Below are 18,342 nucleotides of genomic sequence, written 5' to 3'. Positions count from 1 at the left end.
CTTTAAATAATAAGAGATTCATTGTTGGCGGGACGGGGCCTGCGCCAAAATTGCCTAAATTCAGAACGATGGAGCGCGCGTCACAACGGGCTTGTCGAAAGAAGTGTATACGGCAACTCGAAGACGCGTCGTCGATGTTACTGAATATCCGGACATCGGAACCGGCGAAGATCACTATAAACAGGTAGAGCATGTCGAGCCCAATCGATCTGGAAAATGCCGATGAGGAATTGGAAGAGCGTGGCGGCATCGTCGGTCTGTTGAACCGCTATCGCGCGCTGATTGTCGCCGTTCTTACAGTCGCCGTCTTCTGCATCGCCGCCTATGCGATCTACGACCTGACGACCGAGGTGCGCTATGATGACGTCGTCCATGCCCTGACGACGACGAAGATCTCCTCTGTACTGCTGGCGCTGCTGTTTACTGGCCTGAGTTTCGCCTCCTTGATCTTCTATGACCAGAATGCGCTCGAATATATCGGCAAGCGGCTGCCGTTTCCGCATGTCGCGCTGACCTCCTTCAGCGCCTATGCGGTCGGCAATACCGCCGGCTTCGGTGCGCTCAGCGCCGGCGCGATCCGCTACCGCGCATATACCCGGCTCGGGCTGTCGCCCGACGACATCACTCGCGTCATCGCTTTCGTTACGCTCGCCTTCGGTCTGGGTCTGGCGTCTGTCGGCGCCATGGCGCTTCTGGTCATCGCCGACGAGATCGGCCCGCTGATCAGCGTCGATGGCTTGTGGCTGCGGCTGATCGCTATCGCCATTCTCGCGGCGCTTGCTTTCGTAGTCTATGCCGGCCGCAATGGCCGCGAAGTGCGTATCGGCCCGGTCGCCGTGCGTCTGCCGGATTCGCGCACCTGGTCGCGGCAGTTTCTGGTCACTGCATTCGATATCGCAGCCTCGGCCTCCGTGCTCTATGTGCTGTTGCCGGAAACCTCCATCGGATGGCCGGGCTTCTTCGCGATTTACGCGATCGCCGTCGGGCTTGGCGTGCTCAGCCATGTTCCGGCCGGCTTCGGCGTGTTCGAGACGATCATCATCGCCTGGCTCGGTAGTTCCGTGAATGAAGATGCCGTTCTGAGCTCTCTGGTCCTCTATCGCGTCATCTACAACGTCATTCCGCTCGTCATCGCCATCGCCGCGATCTCGGTCGCGGAGCTGCGCCGTTTCGTCGATCATCCGGTGGCTTCGAGCATGCGCCGCATCGGCGCACGCCTGATGCCGCAGCTATTGTCGGCCTTTGCGCTGCTGCTTGGCATGATGCTGGTCTTTTCGAGCGTGACACCGACGCCGGACCATAATCTGATCGTGCTATCAGACTATCTGCCGCTGTCTTTGGTCGAAAGCGCTCACTTTCTGTCGAGCCTTCTCGGGCTGGCAATCATCGTGGCCGCCCGTGGCCTCAGCCAGCGTCTCGACGGGGCGTGGTGGGTTTCGACCTTCTCGGCGTTGTTCGCCCTGTTCTTCTCGCTGCTGAAGGCCATCGCCATCGTCGAAGCCGGTTTGCTTGCCTTCTTCGTCTTTAGCCTCGTCGTCAGCCGTCGCCTGTTCAAGCGGCCGGCTTCGCTGCTTAACCAGACGTTGACGGCCGGTTGGCTCACGGCCATCGCGGTCGTCTGCATCGGCGCTATCGTCGTGCTGTTCTTCGTCTATCGCGATGTCGGATACAGCAACGAGCTTTGGTGGCAGTTCGAATTTGCCGATGAGGCGCCGCGCGGGCTTCGTGCAGCGCTCGGCATTTCCATCGTGTCCTCGGCGATCGCGATCTTCAGCCTGTTGCGTCCGGCAACGAAGCGGCCGGAGCCCGTCAGCGACGATGCGGTGGCGCGGGCCGTGGAAATCGTGCGCAAGCAGGGCGTTGCCGACGCCAATCTGGTGCGCATGGGCGACAAGAGCATCATGTTCTCGGAAAAAGGCGATGCCTTCATCATGTACGGCAAGCAGGGCCGCTCATGGATCGCCCTGTTCGATCCGGTCGGTCCGCGCCAGGCGCTGCCCGATCTGATTTGGCGCTTCGTCGAGACGGCGCGTGCTGCGGGCTGCCGCTCTGTCTTCTACCAGATCTCGCCGGCGCTTCTCTCCTACTGCGCCGATGCGGGCCTGCGGGCGTTCAAGCTCGGCGAGCTTGCCGTAGTCAATCTTGCCAATTTCGAGCTCAAGGGTGGCAAATGGGCCAATCTCAGGCAGACGGCGAGCCGCGCAGTGCGCGATGGACTAGAATTTGCCGTTATCGAACCTCAAGATATACCCGATGTGCTGGATCAGCTCGCGCATGTTTCCGATACATGGCTTGCCGATCACAATGCCAAGGAAAAGAGTTTCTCGCTCGGCGCGTTCGATCAGGATTACGTGTGCTCTCAGCCGGTCGGCGTGTTGAAAAAGGATGGTAAGATCGTCGCTTTTGCGAATATTCTGATGACGGAGACCAAGGAGGAGGGATCCGTCGACCTGATGCGTTTTTCCCCTGATGCCCCGAAGGGTTCGATGGATTTTCTGTTCGTGCAGATCCTCGAATACCTCAAGGGTGAGGGATTTCAGCGTTTCAACCTTGGCATGGCGCCGCTGTCGGGCATGTCGAGACGGGAATCGGCGCCGGTTTGGGACAGGGTCGGGGGAACTGTCTTCGAGCACGGCGAGCGCTTCTACAATTTCAAAGGGCTTCGTGCCTTCAAATCAAAATTCCATCCCGAATGGCAGCCGCGCTACCTGGCTGTTTCGGGAGGGGTTAGTCCAATGATCGCGTTGATGGATGCCACATTCCTCATCGGGGGCGGACTTAAGGGGGTCGTGAGGAAATGATCTTGAAATACGCAATGTCATTGGCTTTCGCATGCGTGCTGTCGACGGGGCTGCTGATGTCGGGCCAAGCACGGGCTGAAGCCGACGATACAAAATATGATCTGGGCATGATCCCGGCGCCGCACATCATGCGACCGCACGGCAAGGTTTCGAACGAAGTCGTTCTGATTTCCGATCTCGCCGGCTGGGGCGACAAGGAGAAGGCTGTTGCCGACAAGCTCGTCGCCAATGGCTCGCTCGTCATCGGCATCGACTATCCGTCCTTTCTGGCCGCGCTCAACAATTATGACGTCAGCAAGAACGACGGCTGCATCTATATCGTCTCGGATCTGGAATCGCTCAGCCAGCAGGTGCAGCGCTCCTTCGCCGACAGCACCTATCAGTTGCCTGTTATCGCCGGTGTCGGCGCCGGTGGCGCTATGGCGCTGACGATCGCGGCCCAGACGCCGGATGCGACCGTTGCCGGCACGCTGGCCGTCGACCCGACTGCCGGCATCGGCCTGAAGCAGGAACTCTGCACGCCGGCCGAGAAGAAGACGGATGGCGATATGGTGTCCTTCGGTCTGCAGGAAGGCGCTCTGCCCAATCCGATTCTCGTGGCCTATACGGCAAACGCCCCGAAGGATGGCCGCGACCACGTCGCAGACATCCAGAAGGACCATCCCGAAGTCCAGACCACGGATTCCGACAACGCCGACACCTATGCGGCGCTTGAAGCCTCGCTTGCCGATCTGATGAAGACGATCGACAGCTCGAAGTCGCCGCTTGGATTGCCCCTTGATATCATGGAGACGACGCCAACCGAGGACACGCTCGCCATCGTCTATTCGGGCGATGGCGGCTGGCGCGACATCGACAAGGAAGTCGGCAGCTACCTGCAGGACCAGGGCATCCCGGTCGTGGGCGTCGATACACTGCATTATTTCTGGACCGAGAAGGATCCACAGCAGACGGCCAACGATCTCGGCCGGATCATCGACTTCTACACCAAACGCTTCAAGGTCAAGCATGTGGTACTGGTCGGCTATTCCTTTGGCGCCGATGTGCTGCCGGCGAGCTACAATCGCCTGCCTCAGCCCGAAAAGGACAAGATCGTCCAGATGTCGCTGCTGTCTTTGTCGCAGAAGGTCGACTATGTGATTTCGGTCATGGGCTGGCTCGGGGCTTCGAGTGCGGGCAAGGGCGGCGATCCCGTCAACGACCTCAAATCGATCAATCCAAAGATGGTGCAATGCGTCTACGGCAAGGATGATGACGAGGATGTCGCCTGCCCGCTGCTGAAGGGCACGGGTGCGGAAGTCATCGCCATGGATGGCGGCCACCATTTCGATGATGATTACGAAGCCCTGGCGAACCACATCATCAATGGGCTGAAGAGCCGCCTCGGCGAATAATGCTCATGGCGCGCGGCGTGTCTGGCTGTCGCGCGCCCTTTCTCGCCTTTCCCCACGGTCTCCTGCCGACTTTTCCGGCGCGTTCGGCGCAGCATTTATTTGCTTCTTTCGACGGCTGCCGTTAGTCGGGAAGGGCATATCATGAGCGCTACGTTTGCCACAGGTGCTCGCCGTCTTATCCAGAAAGGTCCGCCCTTGTCCGCCGCAACCAATTCCGCCTTCGCCAAGACCTATTCCGGCTTCCTGTTCGATATGGACGGCACGATCATCAATTCGATTGCTGCTGCAGAACGTGTCTGGGGCAATTGGGCACGCGCCCAGGGTCTCGATGTCGAGAAGTTCATGCCGACCATGCATGGCAAGCGCGGTGTCGATACGATCGGTCAGTTGAATCTGCCTGGCGTCGATCCGGTCGCGGAGGCGCTGAAGATCACCGAAGCCGAAATTGCCGATGTCGAGGGTGTGATCGCGCTGCCGGGCGCCGTCGATTTCCTTGCATCGCTGCCACCGGAGCGCTGGGCGATCGTCACCTCGTCGCCCTATCGGCTGGCGCTGGCGCGGCTTGACGCTGCCGGGATCCCCGTTCCGCGCTTCATGGTTACCGCCGAGGACGTGAAGGTCGGCAAGCCTGATCCGCAGTGCTATATCCTGGGCGCGCAGCGCCTCGGCCTCAGCCCATCGGAATGCCTGGTGTTCGAAGACGTCCTGGCCGGCGTCAAGGCAGGCGAGGCGGCTGGTGCGGATGTGGTGGTTATCACCGCGACGCATTCGCATCCGATCGAGACCAATCACACCACGCTGCCGAATTATGAAAATGTTCGCGCGCATGTGGATGGCGACGGAAAATTGTCGATCATCCGTAAAGGCTGATGGAGCCCACTCCTTTCCGCGACCACGGCATGTCGCTTTCGTGCTTTGCAACGGGCTGCCGGCTCATTATGTTTTCCTGATATCATAGATATTTGCGAAGATCAGATGAGCAAAGAGCTGAAAGCCCAATACCGCAACGAGCGCCTTGCCGAGCGGGACGCCATTCCGGCAGAAGATCGTATTGAAAAGGGCCTGGCCATGGTCGTGCATGGCGGCGACGCCATCGATATCAGGCCGGGAGATATCGTCTCCGGCTTCCTGCCGATCCGTTCGGAAGTGGATATAAGGCCATTGATGGCGCGTCTGCGGGAGCGTGGGGCGCGGCTCTGCGTGCCTGTTATTCTTGATCGCAGCACGATCGTCTTCCGGGAGCTTGTCGCCGGGGTGCCATTGGTTCCGGTCGGATTCGGGACTTCCGGTCCGGGACCTGAAGCGGCGGTGCTGGATCCGGATATCATGCTCGTGCCGCTTTCGGCCTTTGACAAGAGCGGCCATCGCATCGGCTATGGTGCCGGTCATTACGACCGTGCGATCGAACGCCTGCATCAAAAAGGGTTGAATCCGCGGCTGATCGGCATTGCATTCGATTGCCAAGAAGTGCCATCAGTGCCGGCTGAGCCGCATGATGTCCGTCTTGACGCGATTTTGACCGAGAGCGGACTCAATTTCGTTTCGGAAGTGATTGGATAGCGAATGCGGCTGCTTTTTCTGGGAGATATGGTCGGCAAGACGGGGCGGACCGCGGTGTGGGACCGCCTGCCGGGTCTCGTGTCCGACCTGAAGCTCGATTTCGTCATCGTCAATGGCGAGAATGCCGCCGGCGGCTTCGGCATCACCGAGGACATCTTCCTCGAGACGATCAATGCCGGCGCAGACGTCGTGACGACGGGCAACCATGTCTGGGATCAGAAGGAAGCCGTTGTTTTCTGCGAACGCCACGACCAGTTTCTGCGCCCCGCCAACTATCCGGCCGGCACGCCCGGCCGCGGTTCCGGCCTCTATTACGCGCGCAATGGCGCCCGCGTGCTCGTTGCCAACATCATGGGCCGCGTCTTCATGCATCCGGAGCTCGACGATCCCTTCAAGTCGGCAGAGGCCATCCTCGATGCTTGCCCGCTGAAGGAGCAGGCGGATGCCATCGTCTTCGACTTCCATGCGGAGGCGACGAGCGAAAAGCAGTGTTTCGGTCACTTCGTCGATGGCCGCGCGAGCTTCGTCATTGGCACGCATACGCATGTGCCGACTGCGGACGCACAGATCCTGAATGGTGGCACCGCCTATATGTCGGATGCCGGTATGTGCGGCGATTACGATTCCTCGCTCGGCATGGAAAAGGAAGAGCCGCTCAACCGCTTCATCTCGAAGATGCCGAAGGGACGTTTCGAGGCGGCGTCAGGGCCAGCCACCATCTGCGGCGTCGGCGTCGAGATTTCCGACGCGACGGGATTGGCTGAGAAGATCGCACCGCTCCGGCTTGGACCGCGGCTTGCGGAGACCATTCCGGATTTCTGGCGCTGACCGCTGCACTAGAGTCGGATGATTTTAGGTCGAATCGGCCTAAAATCTGAATCTGCTCTAGACTCAAAGAAGTAGAGCGTGATGTCGTCCGAAAACCGCCGACACTTTTCGGGATCACGCTCTATAATTCATCATCGGCATATGATGACGCGATTGTGAGCAATCGTGCCTGAATGTTTCTGGACCTGTTTTGGGTCGTGCCGCATCCTTCGGCCATTATCTGGCTTGAGGGGATGGCATGTTACAGCGATTTCCTGTCTTTGCCGTGTTTTTCCTGGTGATCATCCTCAGCTGGAGTGTGGCCGACGCCCAGCAGAGTCCGGTTCGTCCGCAACCCAGCCAATGTCAGGCGATCGCGCAGTCCCTGCCCAAGGCGACATTCGCCAGTTTTTCTCCTCCCGGCCCGACGCTTGCCAATGACCCGGTCAATGGCGACGTGAAGATCACCTTCCTCGGCCATGCCACGCTTTTCATCGAAACGCCGGGTGGCGTTTCCATCGCCACGGATTATAGCGGCGCTTATCCGCCGCCCTATACGCCCAAGGTCGTCACGATGAACAAGGCGCATCCGAGCCACTACACGCTGACGCCGGACCCTGCGATCAAATATGTGCTGCATGGATGGAGCGATGTGCCCGGAGAGCCGGCAAAGATCCGCATGACCGTCGGTGACACCTTGATCCGCAATGTCGTCACCGATATTCGCTCCTGGGGTGGCGGCATCGAAGCCAACGGCAATTCGATCTTCATCTTCGAGGTGGCGGGTCTTTGCATCGGACATCTGGGGCATTTGCATTTCGAGCTCACCGACCAGCAATATGCGGAGATCGGCCGGCTCGATGTGGTGATGGTGCCGGTCGACGGTGGCCTCACCATGGGAGCCGACAGCATGAGCCGCGTGGTCAAAAGGCTGCGCTCGTCGCTCATCCTGCCCATGCACCGTTGGGGTCCGCCGGTCGATCAGTTTCTCGCCCTGTTCGGTCCCGACTTCGACGTCGCCTATGCGCCGACACCAAGCGTCACGGTGTCGGTGAAGACCTTGCCGCGCAAGCCGCTGATCTATGTGCTCAAGGGGCTGTGACCATCGCGATCACCTTTGAGACCTTCTCGATCGCGACCGCTCTCCATCCCCATTATCCGGCTTTTTACTTGAATGAAGGTCGCTTCGCTCTTATAAGGCGGCCATTCCCAACAAAAGACGTGAACAGGGGTGCCATGGCTGGCCATTCACAGTTTAAAAACATCATGCACCGCAAGGGTCGTCAGGACTCGGTGCGTTCGAAAATGTTCTCGAAGCTGGCGCGCGAAATCACCGTCGCTGCCAAATCGGGCCTGCCCGACCCGACGATGAACGCGAGCCTACGTCTGGCGATCCAGAACGCCAAGGCCCAGTCGATGCCGAAGGACAATATCGACCGCGCCATCAAGAAGGCGTCCGGTGCAGACACTGAGAATTACGATGCGATCCGTTACGAGGGCTACGGTCCGGGCGGCACGGCGATCATCGTCGAAGCGCTGACCGACAACCGCAACCGCACGGCATCCAACGTTCGCTCGATCTTCACGAAGGCCGGCGGTGCGCTTGGCGAAACCGGTTCGGTGTCCTTCTCCTTCGATCACGTCGGCGAAATCACCTACAAGCCTTCCGCCGGCGATGCCGACAAGGTCATGGAAGCGGCGATCGAAGCAGGTGCCGATGACGTCGAAAGCGATGAAGAAGGCCATGTGATCATCTGCGCCTTCGAATCTCTCGGCGAAGTCGCCAAGGCGCTCGAAGCGACGCTCGGCGAAGCCGAAACCGTAAAGGCGATTTGGCGCGCGCAGAACAACGTGCCGGTCGACGAAGAAAAGGCCCAGTCGCTGATGAAGCTCATCGAAAACCTTGAAGACGATGACGACGTCCAGAACGTCTACTCGAACTTCGAAGTTTCGGACGAAGTTATGGCGAAGCTCTCGGCCTGATCTTTTGCAGTTATTCAAGAAAGCTGGCTGCAGCGATGCGGCCGGCTTTTTTGCTTGAGAGCATTCCCACTTTTCTGCGAAATGCGAAAACACTCTATCGCGTTGTTTCTTTGCGCAATTCCGGACGGAAAACCGCTACGCACTTTTCCTGGAATTGCTTTATGGCGCCGTCGCGCGGATAAAATCATCGCGGAAGGTGGCGAGATCCGGTGCGGCGACATCGGAGACAGCCCAAAAAACCAGCCCGTCGGCATGCCATTCGACGAAATTATAGCCCTCCTTCTCGGCATTGGTTTTGGCTCCCGCAGCGCCGGGCCAGATGAAAAGATTGATGACATGGCCGTGCCGGCGATAGATTAGCGCCGCCACCACCCGGCCATCGAGATAATCCACCCTGCCGCCGACGAGAGGGAAGCCCTGTGCTGCCAGATCGACTACGGGCGGGGAGAAATCGATCTTGCCGTTGAACCATGGTTTGACCGTGTGCTGGTCGGAGGTCAGCACGTCGGTCAGATGGTCGGCGAGCAGCGAGCGCACATGGCTTGCGAGAAGCTGATCCTCGATCGTCTGGCTCTGCTGCGGCACGTTCAGCACGAGCATGAGGCTTGCCGCAAGGACGGCAAGCGACGGTACGAAGCTCCATTCGCGAACCAATCGCCACACGTGCTGCCACGGGCTCTCCGTTTGGCTCGCGGCCGTGGTTGCGCGCCTCATCATGGATTGCTCCAGCGTCAGTGCCGCCTGCACGCGGGCATGGACGGTATCAGGCGCCTGCCATTTGACGCCCTCGCGTGCGGAAAGACGCTTGACCATCAGGGCATTCTCCATCTCGCCGGCGCAGTCCCGGCAAGTCGCCAGATGCGCCTCGAAGCGCGCCGCATTGGCTGCGTCCAGTTCGCCGTCGATGAAGCCGTGCAACAGGTCGTTCCATTCACCGTGATCATTCTCTTCAGCGCCGCTCATCGTGCCGCCTCTTTTCCTTCGAGGCTGCGCCAGACTTCGCCAAAATCGCGGCGGGCGCGGGCGAGGCGCGACATGACGGTGCCGATCGGCGCATCGATGATCTCGGCGATTTCCTTGTAGGAGAGATCCTCGAGTTCGCGCAGGACCAGGACCTCGCGCATGGCATCGGGCAATCGGTTGATGACTTCGCGCACCCGTTGCGTTTCCGATTTGCGGATGAAGGCTGCCTCGGGCGTATCCTCCTCGGAGGCGGGATCGGGGGAGGGCGAGCCTTCCTCCAAATCCCTTTCGTCGGTCATCGGCTGCTCGTAACGCGTCTTACGCCGGCCCTCCTGCAGCCAGGCATGGTAGCAGTTGCGGACGATGGTGAAGGTCCAGGCGCGGGCATCGCCGTCGCGAAAGCCGCCGAAGCCGCGATAGGCGCGCAGATAGGCTTCCTGCACGATATCCTGCGCGGCATCGGCATCACGGCTCAGGAAACGCGCGAAATTATAGGCGGCATCCAGATGCGGGATGATCGTTTGCTGGAAGCGGCGCATAGTCTCGTCGGGCAGGGCGGTCGCGCGTTTTAATGGCTCTGTGCCGGCTGCGGATTGAGCGACCGCCATCTGGACGAGGTGATTACCAGGCTTCAGCCCGGCAATGAAACTACGCAGGCGAACCAGAAATCGCACAAATCTGCTGATCGCGGTGTTTTGCGGCGAACGCCATATCCATGGGCGGAGCTGGCCGCCAAGTATCATCGAACTCATAGGTCGGGCGTCTGTCATCGTGATCCCCGCAAAACGCCTCTGCTGACTGTAAGCTTCAGCTAAGGCGCTTGCAATGTTGCCTGAAAGCTAGATCGCGCTCGCGCGGGTTTTATTCCCGGTCGGACGAAAAAATCAAAGGCGAGGGGCTGTGAAATGTCCGCCATTCCATCCGTTCAATCTCTTGTCGCTAAAATAATCCTCTGCATTTCAATAGCTTGTAAGAAATCCTCGGTCGACGGGGAATAAGCACCCATGAGCGTCGATCTTCTTCCTCAGTGGATGGCTGCAATCGCTTGCGACCTCCGCCTGGCCCGAAAAGCCATAACCCTGAGGAGATATTGCGATGTTTGATATGACCCGCCGCGCCGTGCTCGGCACGGCCGCAGCTGCGGCAGCCTTCGGGCTGTCGTCGAAGCTCGAATTCATCCCGCGAGCCTTTGCCGCCACCCCGCTGGAGCCGACGGTCGGCTTCTACAAATACAAGGTCGGTTCGATCGAGGTCACGGCCATTTATGACGGCATCTGGCGCAAACCGCACGATCCGGCCTTCATCAAGAACGCTTCCGTCGATGACACGAAGGAAGCACTCTCCAAGGCCGGCCTGACGACGGATTTCATGCCCATTCCGCTGACGGTCGTCGTTCTCGACATCGGCGGACGCAAGATCATGATGGATGCCGGATCGGGTGTCGGGCAATGGCAGACCAATGCCACCCACCTGCCGGCCAACATGGCTGCCGCCGGCATCGACTACAAGAAGATCGATACGATTATGATCTCGCATTTCCATCCGGACCACGTCTGGGGCCTGATGGAAAAGGGAACGAACGCGGCGGTCTTTCCGAATGCCGAGCTGATCGTCAATGCGGCTGAATACAACTGGTGGACCGACCCCGGCCGTGTCGACAAGCTGGCGGAGGGCCGCAAGGAAGCCGGCCGGCGCATCGCCTCCGTCTTCCCGACATGGAAGAACTGGAAGCTGGTCGACGATAATGCCGAAGTGGCGCCCGGCGTGCACATGCTGGCCGCATACGGTCACACCCCCGGTCATTCCGTCTTCCTCATTGACGGCGGCAGCGAGCAGCTGATGGTCTCGGCCGACATCATGTATGTGCCGGCGCTGCTCGCTCCCCATCCGGAATGGCAAGGCGCCTACGACCAGGATGGCCCGATGGCCGTCGCCACCCGCCGCAGGCTGATCGATCGCGTCATTGCCGACAAGATCAGGATCTGCGGTTCGCATTTCCCATTCCCGGGCTCCGGCACCTTCGTCAAGGACGGTAACGCCTACGGATTCACCCCCACCATCCAGGCCTGAGCGGCCGAAAACAGGAACAACTACCATGTTCAGACATGCCATTTTCGGGATCGCCGGCCTCTGCGCTGTCGCCATCCTGCCCGTTGCCACAGCAGGCCTCGCCTTCGCCGTCGACAATATGGAATCGACCGACGCGCCGGACCTAACCTCCGTGCGTACCAAGATCGATGCGAAGGACTATACCGGCGCACTCGCCGAGCTTCGCGATATTGCCGAGGAGCACCAGCAGGCCGATGTCTACAATCTGATGGGCTTCACCCTGCGCAAGACCGGCGACTTCAAGACGTCGCTCACCTACTACACCAAGGCGCTGGAACTGCAGCCCGATCACAAGGGCGCGCATGAATATCTCGGCGAACTCTATGTCGAGACCGGCGATATGCCCAAGGCCCGCGAGCAGCTGGCAGCACTCACCAAGCTCTGCCCGGCGGGATGCGAGGAGCTTGAGGACCTGACCAAGGCAATCGCCGCTAAGGGAACCAACTAAAGCTCGGCCGCAATCGATCCGGCAGCATTCCATCCGATCAGGTTGTGGGATGCCGCCGGGCAGGATCGGAAACCGCGCGGATCTCGACGGGAAGGAGAAAGGCCATGGAATTCGAAGAGGAGAGTGCCGTTCTTGTGAATATGGCCGACATGGCATTGCTGTTCGGCCGCCTGCTGCTATCGCTGCTCTTTCTCGAGGAAGGCATCGAACTTGCCAGCAACCTCGACATTGCGTTGGAGGCCATGGCCAAGCTTGGCGTCACTGCCCCAATCGCTATTGCAACCATCGTACTGCAGCTCGCCGCCGGCTTTGCCATTGCGCTCGGGCTGATGACTCGCCTAGCGGCATTTGGTCTAGGCCTGTTCTGCCTGTTGACCGCGCTGCTCTTTCACACCAACTTCGCCAGCCACAATGAGCTGCTGCATTTCGAAAAGGACCTGGCGATCGCAGGCGGCATGTTCGCGCTGATCGTTGCAGGCGCCGGCAAGTTGTCGCTCGACATGCTCATCCGGCGTCATTGGAAGACGAGGCTCGTGGCTTGAGCCTGCCGGTCGCCCGGTGAGCCGTATATGCTGGATTGGCTCACCGGATTAGACTGTTCGCTTTCGAAGGTCAGGAGACCTTCTTGAAGCTTGGAAGCGTCGCGAAGAGTTCCACGGACTTCAGGCGCGCTTCGATATCGTGGATTGGCATCGATATGATGACTTCATCGGCTTCCGTATCCTTGATGAATTGCGAAAGCTTCGCCTCCGCTGTTGCGGGCGAACCGACCACAGCATAGCGCAGCGTATTTTCCACATTCAGCTTTTCCATCGGTGTCCAGAAATCATCCATGTCGCGACGCGGGCGCGGGAAGGGACCGCGCACGTTACGGCGGAGATTGACGAATTGCTGCTGTGCTGAGGTGAAGTGATACTGCGCTTCTTCATCCGTCTCCGCCACCGCTCCCATGGCGCCGACCATGACATAGGGCTTGTCGAGCGTGGCCGAAGGCGTGAAGCGCTCGCGATAGATGGCGATGGCATCCATCAAGGCTTCCGGGGCGAAATGCGAAGCGAAAGCATAGGGCAAGCCCAGCATAGCGGCTAGGTGGGCGCTGTAGAGGCTGGAGCCGAGCAGCCAGATAGGAATATTGGCGCCATGGCCGGGAACAGCGAGGATGATCTGATTGTCGTCCGCGGGGCTGAAGAGGTGCTGCAGTTCGACGATATCCTGAGGAAAGCTCTGCGCGCCGGCATCTATATTGCGCCGCAGGGCCTGCGCCGTGCGCATGTCGGTGCCCGGGGCGCGGCCGAGGCCGAGATCGACGCGGCCGGGAAACAGCGCTTCCAACGTGCCGAACTGCTCGGCAATGACCAGGGGCGAGTGGTTCGGCAGCATGACGCCGCCCGAACCGATGCGGATGCGCGAGGTTGCCGCGCCGACATGGCCGATGACGACCGATGTCGCGGCGCTGGCGACACCCGGCATGCCGTGATGCTCTGCGAGCCAGAATCGGTTGTAGCCCAGTTCTTCCGCCTTCTGCGCCATGCGCTTCGAACTCTCGAAGGATTGGCTGATGGTGCTGCCTTCGGCAACGGGCGAAAGATCAAGGATGGAAAAGGGGACCATGGCAAGAAACCTGCGTGGTGGAAGGGAGGGTTGCTTGCACATGTAGGAGCGCTGTCCGCCTATTCCAAACCCATCGCGGCAATTTCGTCACGATGTTTTCAGCGCGGCCTTAGCGCTCCAATCCGGATCTTGTTTTTGTTTTGTTCACATTTTGCTGGCAGATGTCGTGCCTGAAAGATAGGTTGGCTTATGCAGAATACGATTCGCATCATCGGCATCGATCCGGGCCTGCGCCGCACCGGCTGGGGTATCATCGACACCCTTGGCAATTCGCTGCGCTTCGTCGCGTCGGGAACCGTGACGTCGGACGGCGACATGGATTTGGCATCCCGTCTTTGCCAGCTTCATGACGGTCTTGCCGAGATCGTTCACAGCTACAAGCCGGATGAGGCCGCCGTCGAGCAGACCTTTGTCAACAAGGATGCCGTGGCAACGCTGAAGCTTGGCCAGGCGCGCGGTGTCGTTATGCTCGTGCCGGCACGTGCTGGCCTGCCTGTCTCGGAATATGCGCCGAATGCGGTCAAAAAGGCCGTCATCGGCGTCGGCCACGGCGAGAAGCAGCAGATTCACATGATGCTGAAGATCCTGATGCCCAAAGTCGAATTCAAGGGCAACGACGCCGCCGACGCGCTCGCCATCGCCATATGTCATGCCCATAACCGAGGCGCCAGCCGGCTGCGGAAGGCGGCGCTGGCGGGATAGTTTGTTCTTGACTTGTTCCCGGTGGATCGCTAGGTATTACTGAAGAGGTATTACTATGCGCGTAACGGAAAAAGGTCAGGTGACCATCCCGAAGGAAATTCGAGACAGGCTGGGCATCGTTCCAGGTTCAGAGGTTGATTTCATTGCTTCCGGCGGCGGCGCGATGCTCGTTAAAATCGGGGAGGCGTCGGATACAGCTATTCGCGATTTCGACGATTGGCTCGAGAGCGTCAGGGGCACGATTGATCTCGGCGGCATGACAACGGACGAATTTATGGAGTTTCTGAGAGGGCCGCGTGACGACATCGACCCTCATTGATACCAACATTTTCATCGATATCCTCGGTCCGGCTTCAGTCCAACGGCAATGGTCGGCCAAACTCTTGAAACGATGTGTCGGTGAAGGCGATCTCGTCATCAGTCCGGTGGTGTGGTCGGAACTCGCTGCCTCGCCTTTGAGTGAAGAGGAATTGACGATTGCTTTGTCCTGGCTCGATATGAAGCGCGAGGCCATACCTTTCGAGGCGGCGTTTCGAGCAGGAAAAGCGCATCGCCTCTATCGGCTTGCCGGAGGACAACGGGAAAGAACACTTCCGGATTTCCTAATCGGTGCCCATGCCGAATGGCGAAGGCATAGGCTGCTGACGCGCGATGCCTCGCGCTATCGCTCCTACTTTCCTTCACTTGACCTCATCTCTCCCGAAACCCATCCCTGACGGACATCATCCATGATCGGCAAGCTGAAAGGCACAATCGAAGAGATCGGCGAAGACTATGTGCTCGTGGATGTGCACGGCGTTTGCTACGTCGCCTATTGTTCGGCTCGGACGCTGTCGAAGCTCGGTTCGATTGGCGAGGCCTGCGTTCTTTTCATCGAGACCTATGTTCGTGAAGACCAGATCCGGCTCTTCGGCTTCATGACGGCGCTGGAGCGCGAATGGTTCAACATCGTGCAGACGGTTCAGGGTGTCGGCGCGAAGGTGGCGCTGGCGCTGCTCTCGACGCTGACGCCTGCCGAGCTTGCCAACGCGATCGCCTTGCAGGATCGCGCCGCCGTCTCGCGGGCGCCGGGTGTCGGCCCCAAGGTCGCCATGCGCATCGTGACGGAACTGAAGAACAAGGCGCCGGCCTTTGCTGGCGACGCGGCCAATATCGCGCTCAAGCAGGAGCTGGGCGAAGGCGTTGCCGCAGCACCCGTGGCCGATGCCGTTTCGGCGCTCACCAATCTCGGCTATTCCCGCGATCAGGCGGCCAACGCCGTTTCGGCGGCGATAAAGGCGGCCGGCGAGGGCGCCGATAGCGCCAAGCTGATCCGGCTCGGCCTCAAGGAACTCGCGCGGTGAGGCTTTGCACCTTTCGCAATCCTGACTATTGTCGCAAAGCTGAGAGATCGGGCCTCGGCACTCCTTCGTCAAAGAGTATTCTTGATGCGGCGGATGTGATAACGCCTTCGGCGCGGGAGCCGCAAAACGCATACCGGGAATGGAACCTCTGACATGAGTGAAGCCGCACGTCTGATATCGCCGGAAAAGCGGGGCGAAGACATCGATGCGACGCTCAGGCCGCAATCGCTGGACGAGTTTACCGGCCAGGCGGAAGCGCGTGCCAATCTGAAGGTCTTCATTGAAGCGGCCAAGGGGCGCGGTGAAGCGCTGGACCATGTGCTGTTTGTCGGTCCGCCCGGCCTCGGCAAGACGACGCTAGCGCAGATCATGGCGAAGGAACTCGGCGTCAATTTTCGCTCGACCTCCGGCCCGGTCATCGCCAAGGCGGGCGATCTTGCGGCACTGCTCACCAATCTCGAAGAGCGCGACGTGCTCTTCATCGACGAGATCCATCGTCTCAATCCGGCTGTCGAGGAAATCCTCTATCCGGCTATGGAGGATTTCCAGCTCGATCTCATCATCGGCGAAGGCCCGGCGGCGCGTTCGGTGAAGATCGATCTCGCCAAGTTCACGCTGGTTGCGGCCACGACCCGCCTCGGCCTGCTGACGACGCCGCTGCGCGATCGTTTCGGCATTCCGGTGCGTCTGAGTTTCTATACCGTCGAGGAACTGGAGTTGATCGTCCGGCGTGGTGCGAGGCTGATGGGTCTCGGCATGACCGACGAGGGCGCGCGGGAAATCGCGCGCCGCGCCCGCGGCACCCCCCGTATTGCCGGCCGGCTGCTGCGGCGTGTGCGCGATTTCGCTGAGGTCGCCAAGGTCGAAGCGGTGACGCGCGAGATTGCCGACGAGGCGCTGACGCGGCTTCTGGTCGACAATGTCGGCTTCGACCAGCTCGACAAGCGCTATCTGAACATGATCGCGGTCAATTTCGGCGGCGGCCCTGTCGGTATCGAGACCATCGCCGCTGGCCTTTCCGAGCCGCGCGACGCGATCGAGGATATTATCGAGCCCTATATGATCCAGCAGGGCTTCATTCAGCGTACGCCGCGCGGCCGTGTTTTGACCGCGATCGCCTGGAAACATCTCGGCATGCAGCCGCCCAAGGATCTGGAGGCCGCGCAGTTCGGGTTGTTCCGGGAGGACGATTGAATGCTTGGCCGTCGTGCCTTCCTGAAGCTTTTCGGCGGCAGCATATTCGGTTTGATGGCACTCGGGGGATATGCTCTCGGCTACGAGCCGGTCGTTCGGCTGAATGTTACCCGCTACGCGCTGACCCCGCCAGGATGGACGCCTGGGCTGAAGCTCAGGATCGTCGCCCTTGCCGATTTCCATGCCTGTGAGCCGTGGATGAATGCCGAGCGCATCGCATCGATCTGTGCCCATGCCAATGAGCTTGGCGGCGACATCATCGTGCTGCTCGGCGATTACACGTCCGGAACCGATCTCATTACCAACCGTGTCGATCATCGCATCTGGGCGGCTGAATTGGCAAAGCTGAGGGCGCCGCTTGGCGTCCACGCCATCATCGGCAATCACGACTGGTGGCATGATGCGACGGCCCAGAGAACCGGTCGCGGCCCGACGTTCAGCCATAGGGCATTGGAAGCTGTCGGCATCGAAGTCTATTCCAACCGCGCGGCGCGCCTAGAGAAGAATGGACAAAGCTTCTGGCTTGCCGGCGTCGAGGATCAGTTGGCCTTGCGACGCAGCATGCGGTGGAAGAGGCCGCTTACCAGGGGCCTTGACGATCTCGGCGGCACGCTGGCGCAGATCGGCGACGACGCACCAGTCATCCTCATGGCCCATGAGCCCGATATCTTTCCTGCCGTTCCCCAGCGCGTGTCGCTCACCTTGTCGGGGCATACGCATGGCGGACAGGTGAGGATTTTAGGCTGGTCGCCCTATTCACCTTCGCGTTATGGCGACCGATATGTCTACGGTCATATCGTTGAGGAGGAGCGCCATATCATTGTGTCGGGCGGCCTCGGCTGCTCTATCGCGCCAGTACGCTTCGGCGTTCCGCCGGAGATCCTGGTGATCGACCTGGGATAGAGGATCATGCCGAAGCGCAAACTCATCAGATTGAATGCCGGCCGAACGCGCTTCCAGATGCGCGTCGCAGGCCTTGGCTTTCGCGACGGTCATGTCCTGGTGCATCGAGCCGTACATGAGCACTTCTGGACTTTTCCCGGCGGTCGCGCGGAGATCGGCGAGACCTCGGAAGAGACATTGCGGCGGGAGATGATGGAGGAGATCGGCGTTAACGTTACGGTCGGGCGCCTTCTGTGGTCGGTCGAGAATTTCTTCCATTACGAGCAGCTCGACTGGCACGAGCTCGGCCTCTACTATCTGATGGATATTCCTGCCGACTTTCCCTTCGACCCCGCGAAGATCGTGCATCGAATCCAGGATGGCGACAACGATCTGGAGTTCAAATGGGTGCGGGCGACGCGCGAGGCGCTGGTTGCGCTCGATATCCCGCCCTATTTCATCGCCGAGGAAATCGAGAATCTGCCGCTGACGTCTCGTCATCTCGTCTGGCGGGATGGGGATCTCGACAAGGCTTAGGGGGAGCT

At 59.9% G+C, this 18,342-nt stretch carries 20 protein-coding genes; 17 read left to right on the top strand and 3 right to left on the bottom strand.

Features of this window, described 5'->3' with window-relative positions; all coding sequences use genetic code 11:
- Window positions 1-191 precede the first annotated feature (191 nt).
- The 7 genes from mprF to AC13RE_RS06905 all read left to right on the top strand — a co-directional run bounded on the left by mprF (window position 192) and on the right by AC13RE_RS06905 (window position 8,545).
- Complete coding sequence (gene mprF / locus AC13RE_RS06935; RefSeq protein ID WP_132717476.1) at window positions 192-2,801, top strand: bifunctional lysylphosphatidylglycerol flippase/synthetase MprF; 2,610 nt, start codon at window positions 192-194, stop codon at window positions 2,799-2,801.
- Entirely contained in the window at window positions 2,798-4,195 is a 1,398-nt protein-coding gene (locus AC13RE_RS06930) for a virulence factor (protein ID WP_488562391.1), read from the top strand. Before mprF ends, AC13RE_RS06930 begins: the two co-directional genes overlap by 4 nt.
- Before the next feature lie 141 nt (window positions 4,196-4,336).
- Window positions 4,337-5,065, top strand: coding sequence for an HAD family hydrolase (locus AC13RE_RS06925; RefSeq protein ID WP_488562390.1), 729 nt, complete (start codon window positions 4,337-4,339; stop codon window positions 5,063-5,065).
- Between the two features lie 105 nt (window positions 5,066-5,170).
- Window positions 5,171-5,755, top strand: coding sequence for a 5-formyltetrahydrofolate cyclo-ligase (locus AC13RE_RS06920; RefSeq protein WP_488562389.1), 585 nt, complete (start codon window positions 5,171-5,173; stop codon window positions 5,753-5,755).
- Window positions 5,756-5,758: 3 nt separating this feature from the next.
- Window positions 5,759-6,583 (top strand): TIGR00282 family metallophosphoesterase, encoded by an 825-nt coding sequence (locus AC13RE_RS06915; protein WP_112335069.1) that lies wholly within the window; start codon window positions 5,759-5,761, stop codon window positions 6,581-6,583.
- A 238-nt stretch (window positions 6,584-6,821) separates the two neighbouring features.
- Window positions 6,822-7,664 (top strand): MBL fold metallo-hydrolase, encoded by an 843-nt coding sequence (locus AC13RE_RS06910; RefSeq protein ID WP_488562388.1) that lies wholly within the window; start codon window positions 6,822-6,824, stop codon window positions 7,662-7,664.
- A gap of 134 nt (window positions 7,665-7,798) precedes the next feature.
- The gene (locus AC13RE_RS06905) at window positions 7,799-8,545 is read left to right on the top strand and encodes a YebC/PmpR family DNA-binding transcriptional regulator (RefSeq protein WP_041677652.1); all 747 of its coding nucleotides are present in this window, start codon (window positions 7,799-7,801) and stop codon (window positions 8,543-8,545) included.
- Between the two features lie 159 nt (window positions 8,546-8,704).
- On the opposite strand, the gene AC13RE_RS06900 is transcribed toward AC13RE_RS06905, so the two are convergent.
- Window positions 8,705-9,508 carry an anti-sigma factor family protein gene (locus AC13RE_RS06900; RefSeq protein WP_488562387.1) on the bottom strand — a complete coding sequence of 268 codons (804 nt, stop codon included), beginning with the start codon at window positions 9,506-9,508 and terminating at the stop codon, window positions 8,705-8,707.
- Window positions 9,505-10,278, bottom strand: a complete 774-nt coding sequence (locus AC13RE_RS06895) for a sigma-70 family RNA polymerase sigma factor (protein ID WP_488562386.1) — start codon at window positions 10,276-10,278, stop codon at window positions 9,505-9,507. Before AC13RE_RS06895 ends, AC13RE_RS06900 begins: the two co-directional genes overlap by 4 nt.
- Before the next feature lie 325 nt (window positions 10,279-10,603).
- Between AC13RE_RS06895 and AC13RE_RS06890 the strand changes: the two genes are divergently transcribed.
- The 3 genes from AC13RE_RS06890 (at window position 10,604) to AC13RE_RS06880 (ending at window position 12,607) form a co-directional block, all read left to right on the top strand.
- On the top strand, window positions 10,604-11,578 hold the full coding sequence (locus tag AC13RE_RS06890) for an MBL fold metallo-hydrolase (RefSeq protein WP_488562385.1): 975 nt from the start codon (window positions 10,604-10,606) through the stop codon (window positions 11,576-11,578).
- 25 nt (window positions 11,579-11,603) lie between these two features.
- On the top strand, window positions 11,604-12,065 hold the full coding sequence (locus tag AC13RE_RS06885; RefSeq protein WP_132717469.1) for a tetratricopeptide repeat protein: 462 nt from the start codon (window positions 11,604-11,606) through the stop codon (window positions 12,063-12,065).
- 104 nt (window positions 12,066-12,169) lie between these two features.
- A complete protein-coding gene (locus AC13RE_RS06880; protein WP_132717468.1) occupies window positions 12,170-12,607 on the top strand; it encodes a DoxX family protein in 438 nt (145 codons plus the stop codon).
- A 70-nt stretch (window positions 12,608-12,677) separates the two neighbouring features.
- On the opposite strand, the gene AC13RE_RS06875 is transcribed toward AC13RE_RS06880, so the two are convergent.
- Window positions 12,678-13,676 carry an LLM class flavin-dependent oxidoreductase gene (locus AC13RE_RS06875; RefSeq protein ID WP_488562384.1) on the bottom strand — a complete coding sequence of 333 codons (999 nt, stop codon included), beginning with the start codon at window positions 13,674-13,676 and terminating at the stop codon, window positions 12,678-12,680.
- A gap of 189 nt (window positions 13,677-13,865) precedes the next feature.
- Here AC13RE_RS06875 and ruvC point away from each other — a divergent pair, with 189 nt between their 5' ends.
- From ruvC to AC13RE_RS06840, 7 genes are all read left to right on the top strand, one after another.
- Window positions 13,866-14,378, top strand: a complete 513-nt coding sequence (gene ruvC, locus AC13RE_RS06870) for a crossover junction endodeoxyribonuclease RuvC (protein WP_488562383.1) — start codon at window positions 13,866-13,868, stop codon at window positions 14,376-14,378.
- Between the two features lie 55 nt (window positions 14,379-14,433).
- Entirely contained in the window at window positions 14,434-14,697 is a 264-nt protein-coding gene (locus AC13RE_RS06865; protein WP_488562382.1) for an AbrB/MazE/SpoVT family DNA-binding domain-containing protein, read from the top strand.
- Window positions 14,675-15,094 (top strand): type II toxin-antitoxin system VapC family toxin, encoded by a 420-nt coding sequence (locus AC13RE_RS06860; protein WP_459455032.1) that lies wholly within the window; start codon window positions 14,675-14,677, stop codon window positions 15,092-15,094. The genes AC13RE_RS06865 and AC13RE_RS06860 overlap by 23 nt, the downstream gene beginning before the upstream one ends.
- Before the next feature lie 12 nt (window positions 15,095-15,106).
- Entirely contained in the window at window positions 15,107-15,721 is a 615-nt protein-coding gene (gene ruvA / locus AC13RE_RS06855) for a Holliday junction branch migration protein RuvA (RefSeq protein ID WP_488562381.1), read from the top strand.
- Between the two features lie 153 nt (window positions 15,722-15,874).
- Window positions 15,875-16,915 carry a Holliday junction branch migration DNA helicase RuvB gene (ruvB, locus tag AC13RE_RS06850; protein ID WP_112335057.1) on the top strand — a complete coding sequence of 347 codons (1,041 nt, stop codon included), beginning with the start codon at window positions 15,875-15,877 and terminating at the stop codon, window positions 16,913-16,915.
- On the top strand, window positions 16,916-17,818 hold the full coding sequence (locus AC13RE_RS06845; RefSeq protein ID WP_488562380.1) for a metallophosphoesterase: 903 nt from the start codon (window positions 16,916-16,918) through the stop codon (window positions 17,816-17,818).
- 6 nt (window positions 17,819-17,824) lie between these two features.
- Window positions 17,825-18,334 (top strand): NUDIX hydrolase, encoded by a 510-nt coding sequence (locus AC13RE_RS06840; protein WP_207899613.1) that lies wholly within the window; start codon window positions 17,825-17,827, stop codon window positions 18,332-18,334.
- Window positions 18,335-18,342 lie beyond the last annotated feature (8 nt).

The organism is Martinezella sp. CNPSo 3959, from assembly GCF_057784355.1.
Note: the sequence above shows the minus strand (reverse complement) of the source record. Positions and strands in the feature narration are given on the sequence as shown.

What these genes read in the sequence shown, in the direction of transcription:
- mprF (WP_132717476.1), top strand. Translation starts at nt 192, where the DNA reads ATGTCGAGCCCAATCGATCTGGAAAATGCCGATGAGGAATTGGAAGAG.
- AC13RE_RS06930 (WP_488562391.1), top strand. Translation starts at nt 2,798, where the DNA reads ATGATCTTGAAATACGCAATGTCATTGGCTTTCGCATGCGTGCTGTCG.
- AC13RE_RS06925 (WP_488562390.1), top strand. Translation starts at nt 4,337, where the DNA reads ATGAGCGCTACGTTTGCCACAGGTGCTCGCCGTCTTATCCAGAAAGGT.
- AC13RE_RS06920 (WP_488562389.1), top strand. Translation starts at nt 5,171, where the DNA reads ATGAGCAAAGAGCTGAAAGCCCAATACCGCAACGAGCGCCTTGCCGAG.
- AC13RE_RS06915 (WP_112335069.1), top strand. Translation starts at nt 5,759, where the DNA reads ATGCGGCTGCTTTTTCTGGGAGATATGGTCGGCAAGACGGGGCGGACC.
- AC13RE_RS06910 (WP_488562388.1), top strand. Translation starts at nt 6,822, where the DNA reads ATGTTACAGCGATTTCCTGTCTTTGCCGTGTTTTTCCTGGTGATCATC.
- AC13RE_RS06905 (WP_041677652.1), top strand. Translation starts at nt 7,799, where the DNA reads ATGGCTGGCCATTCACAGTTTAAAAACATCATGCACCGCAAGGGTCGT.
- AC13RE_RS06900 (WP_488562387.1), bottom strand. Translation starts at nt 9,508, where the DNA reads ATGAGCGGCGCTGAAGAGAATGATCACGGTGAATGGAACGACCTGTTG.
- AC13RE_RS06895 (WP_488562386.1), bottom strand. Translation starts at nt 10,278, where the DNA reads ATGACAGACGCCCGACCTATGAGTTCGATGATACTTGGCGGCCAGCTC.
- AC13RE_RS06890 (WP_488562385.1), top strand. Translation starts at nt 10,604, where the DNA reads ATGTTTGATATGACCCGCCGCGCCGTGCTCGGCACGGCCGCAGCTGCG.
- AC13RE_RS06885 (WP_132717469.1), top strand. Translation starts at nt 11,604, where the DNA reads ATGTTCAGACATGCCATTTTCGGGATCGCCGGCCTCTGCGCTGTCGCC.
- AC13RE_RS06880 (WP_132717468.1), top strand. Translation starts at nt 12,170, where the DNA reads ATGGAATTCGAAGAGGAGAGTGCCGTTCTTGTGAATATGGCCGACATG.
- AC13RE_RS06875 (WP_488562384.1), bottom strand. Translation starts at nt 13,676, where the DNA reads ATGGTCCCCTTTTCCATCCTTGATCTTTCGCCCGTTGCCGAAGGCAGC.
- ruvC (WP_488562383.1), top strand. Translation starts at nt 13,866, where the DNA reads ATGCAGAATACGATTCGCATCATCGGCATCGATCCGGGCCTGCGCCGC.
- AC13RE_RS06865 (WP_488562382.1), top strand. Translation starts at nt 14,434, where the DNA reads ATGCGCGTAACGGAAAAAGGTCAGGTGACCATCCCGAAGGAAATTCGA.
- ruvA (WP_488562381.1), top strand. Translation starts at nt 15,107, where the DNA reads ATGATCGGCAAGCTGAAAGGCACAATCGAAGAGATCGGCGAAGACTAT.
- ruvB (WP_112335057.1), top strand. Translation starts at nt 15,875, where the DNA reads ATGAGTGAAGCCGCACGTCTGATATCGCCGGAAAAGCGGGGCGAAGAC.
- AC13RE_RS06845 (WP_488562380.1), top strand. Translation starts at nt 16,916, where the DNA reads ATGCTTGGCCGTCGTGCCTTCCTGAAGCTTTTCGGCGGCAGCATATTC.
- AC13RE_RS06840 (WP_207899613.1), top strand. Translation starts at nt 17,825, where the DNA reads ATGCCGAAGCGCAAACTCATCAGATTGAATGCCGGCCGAACGCGCTTC.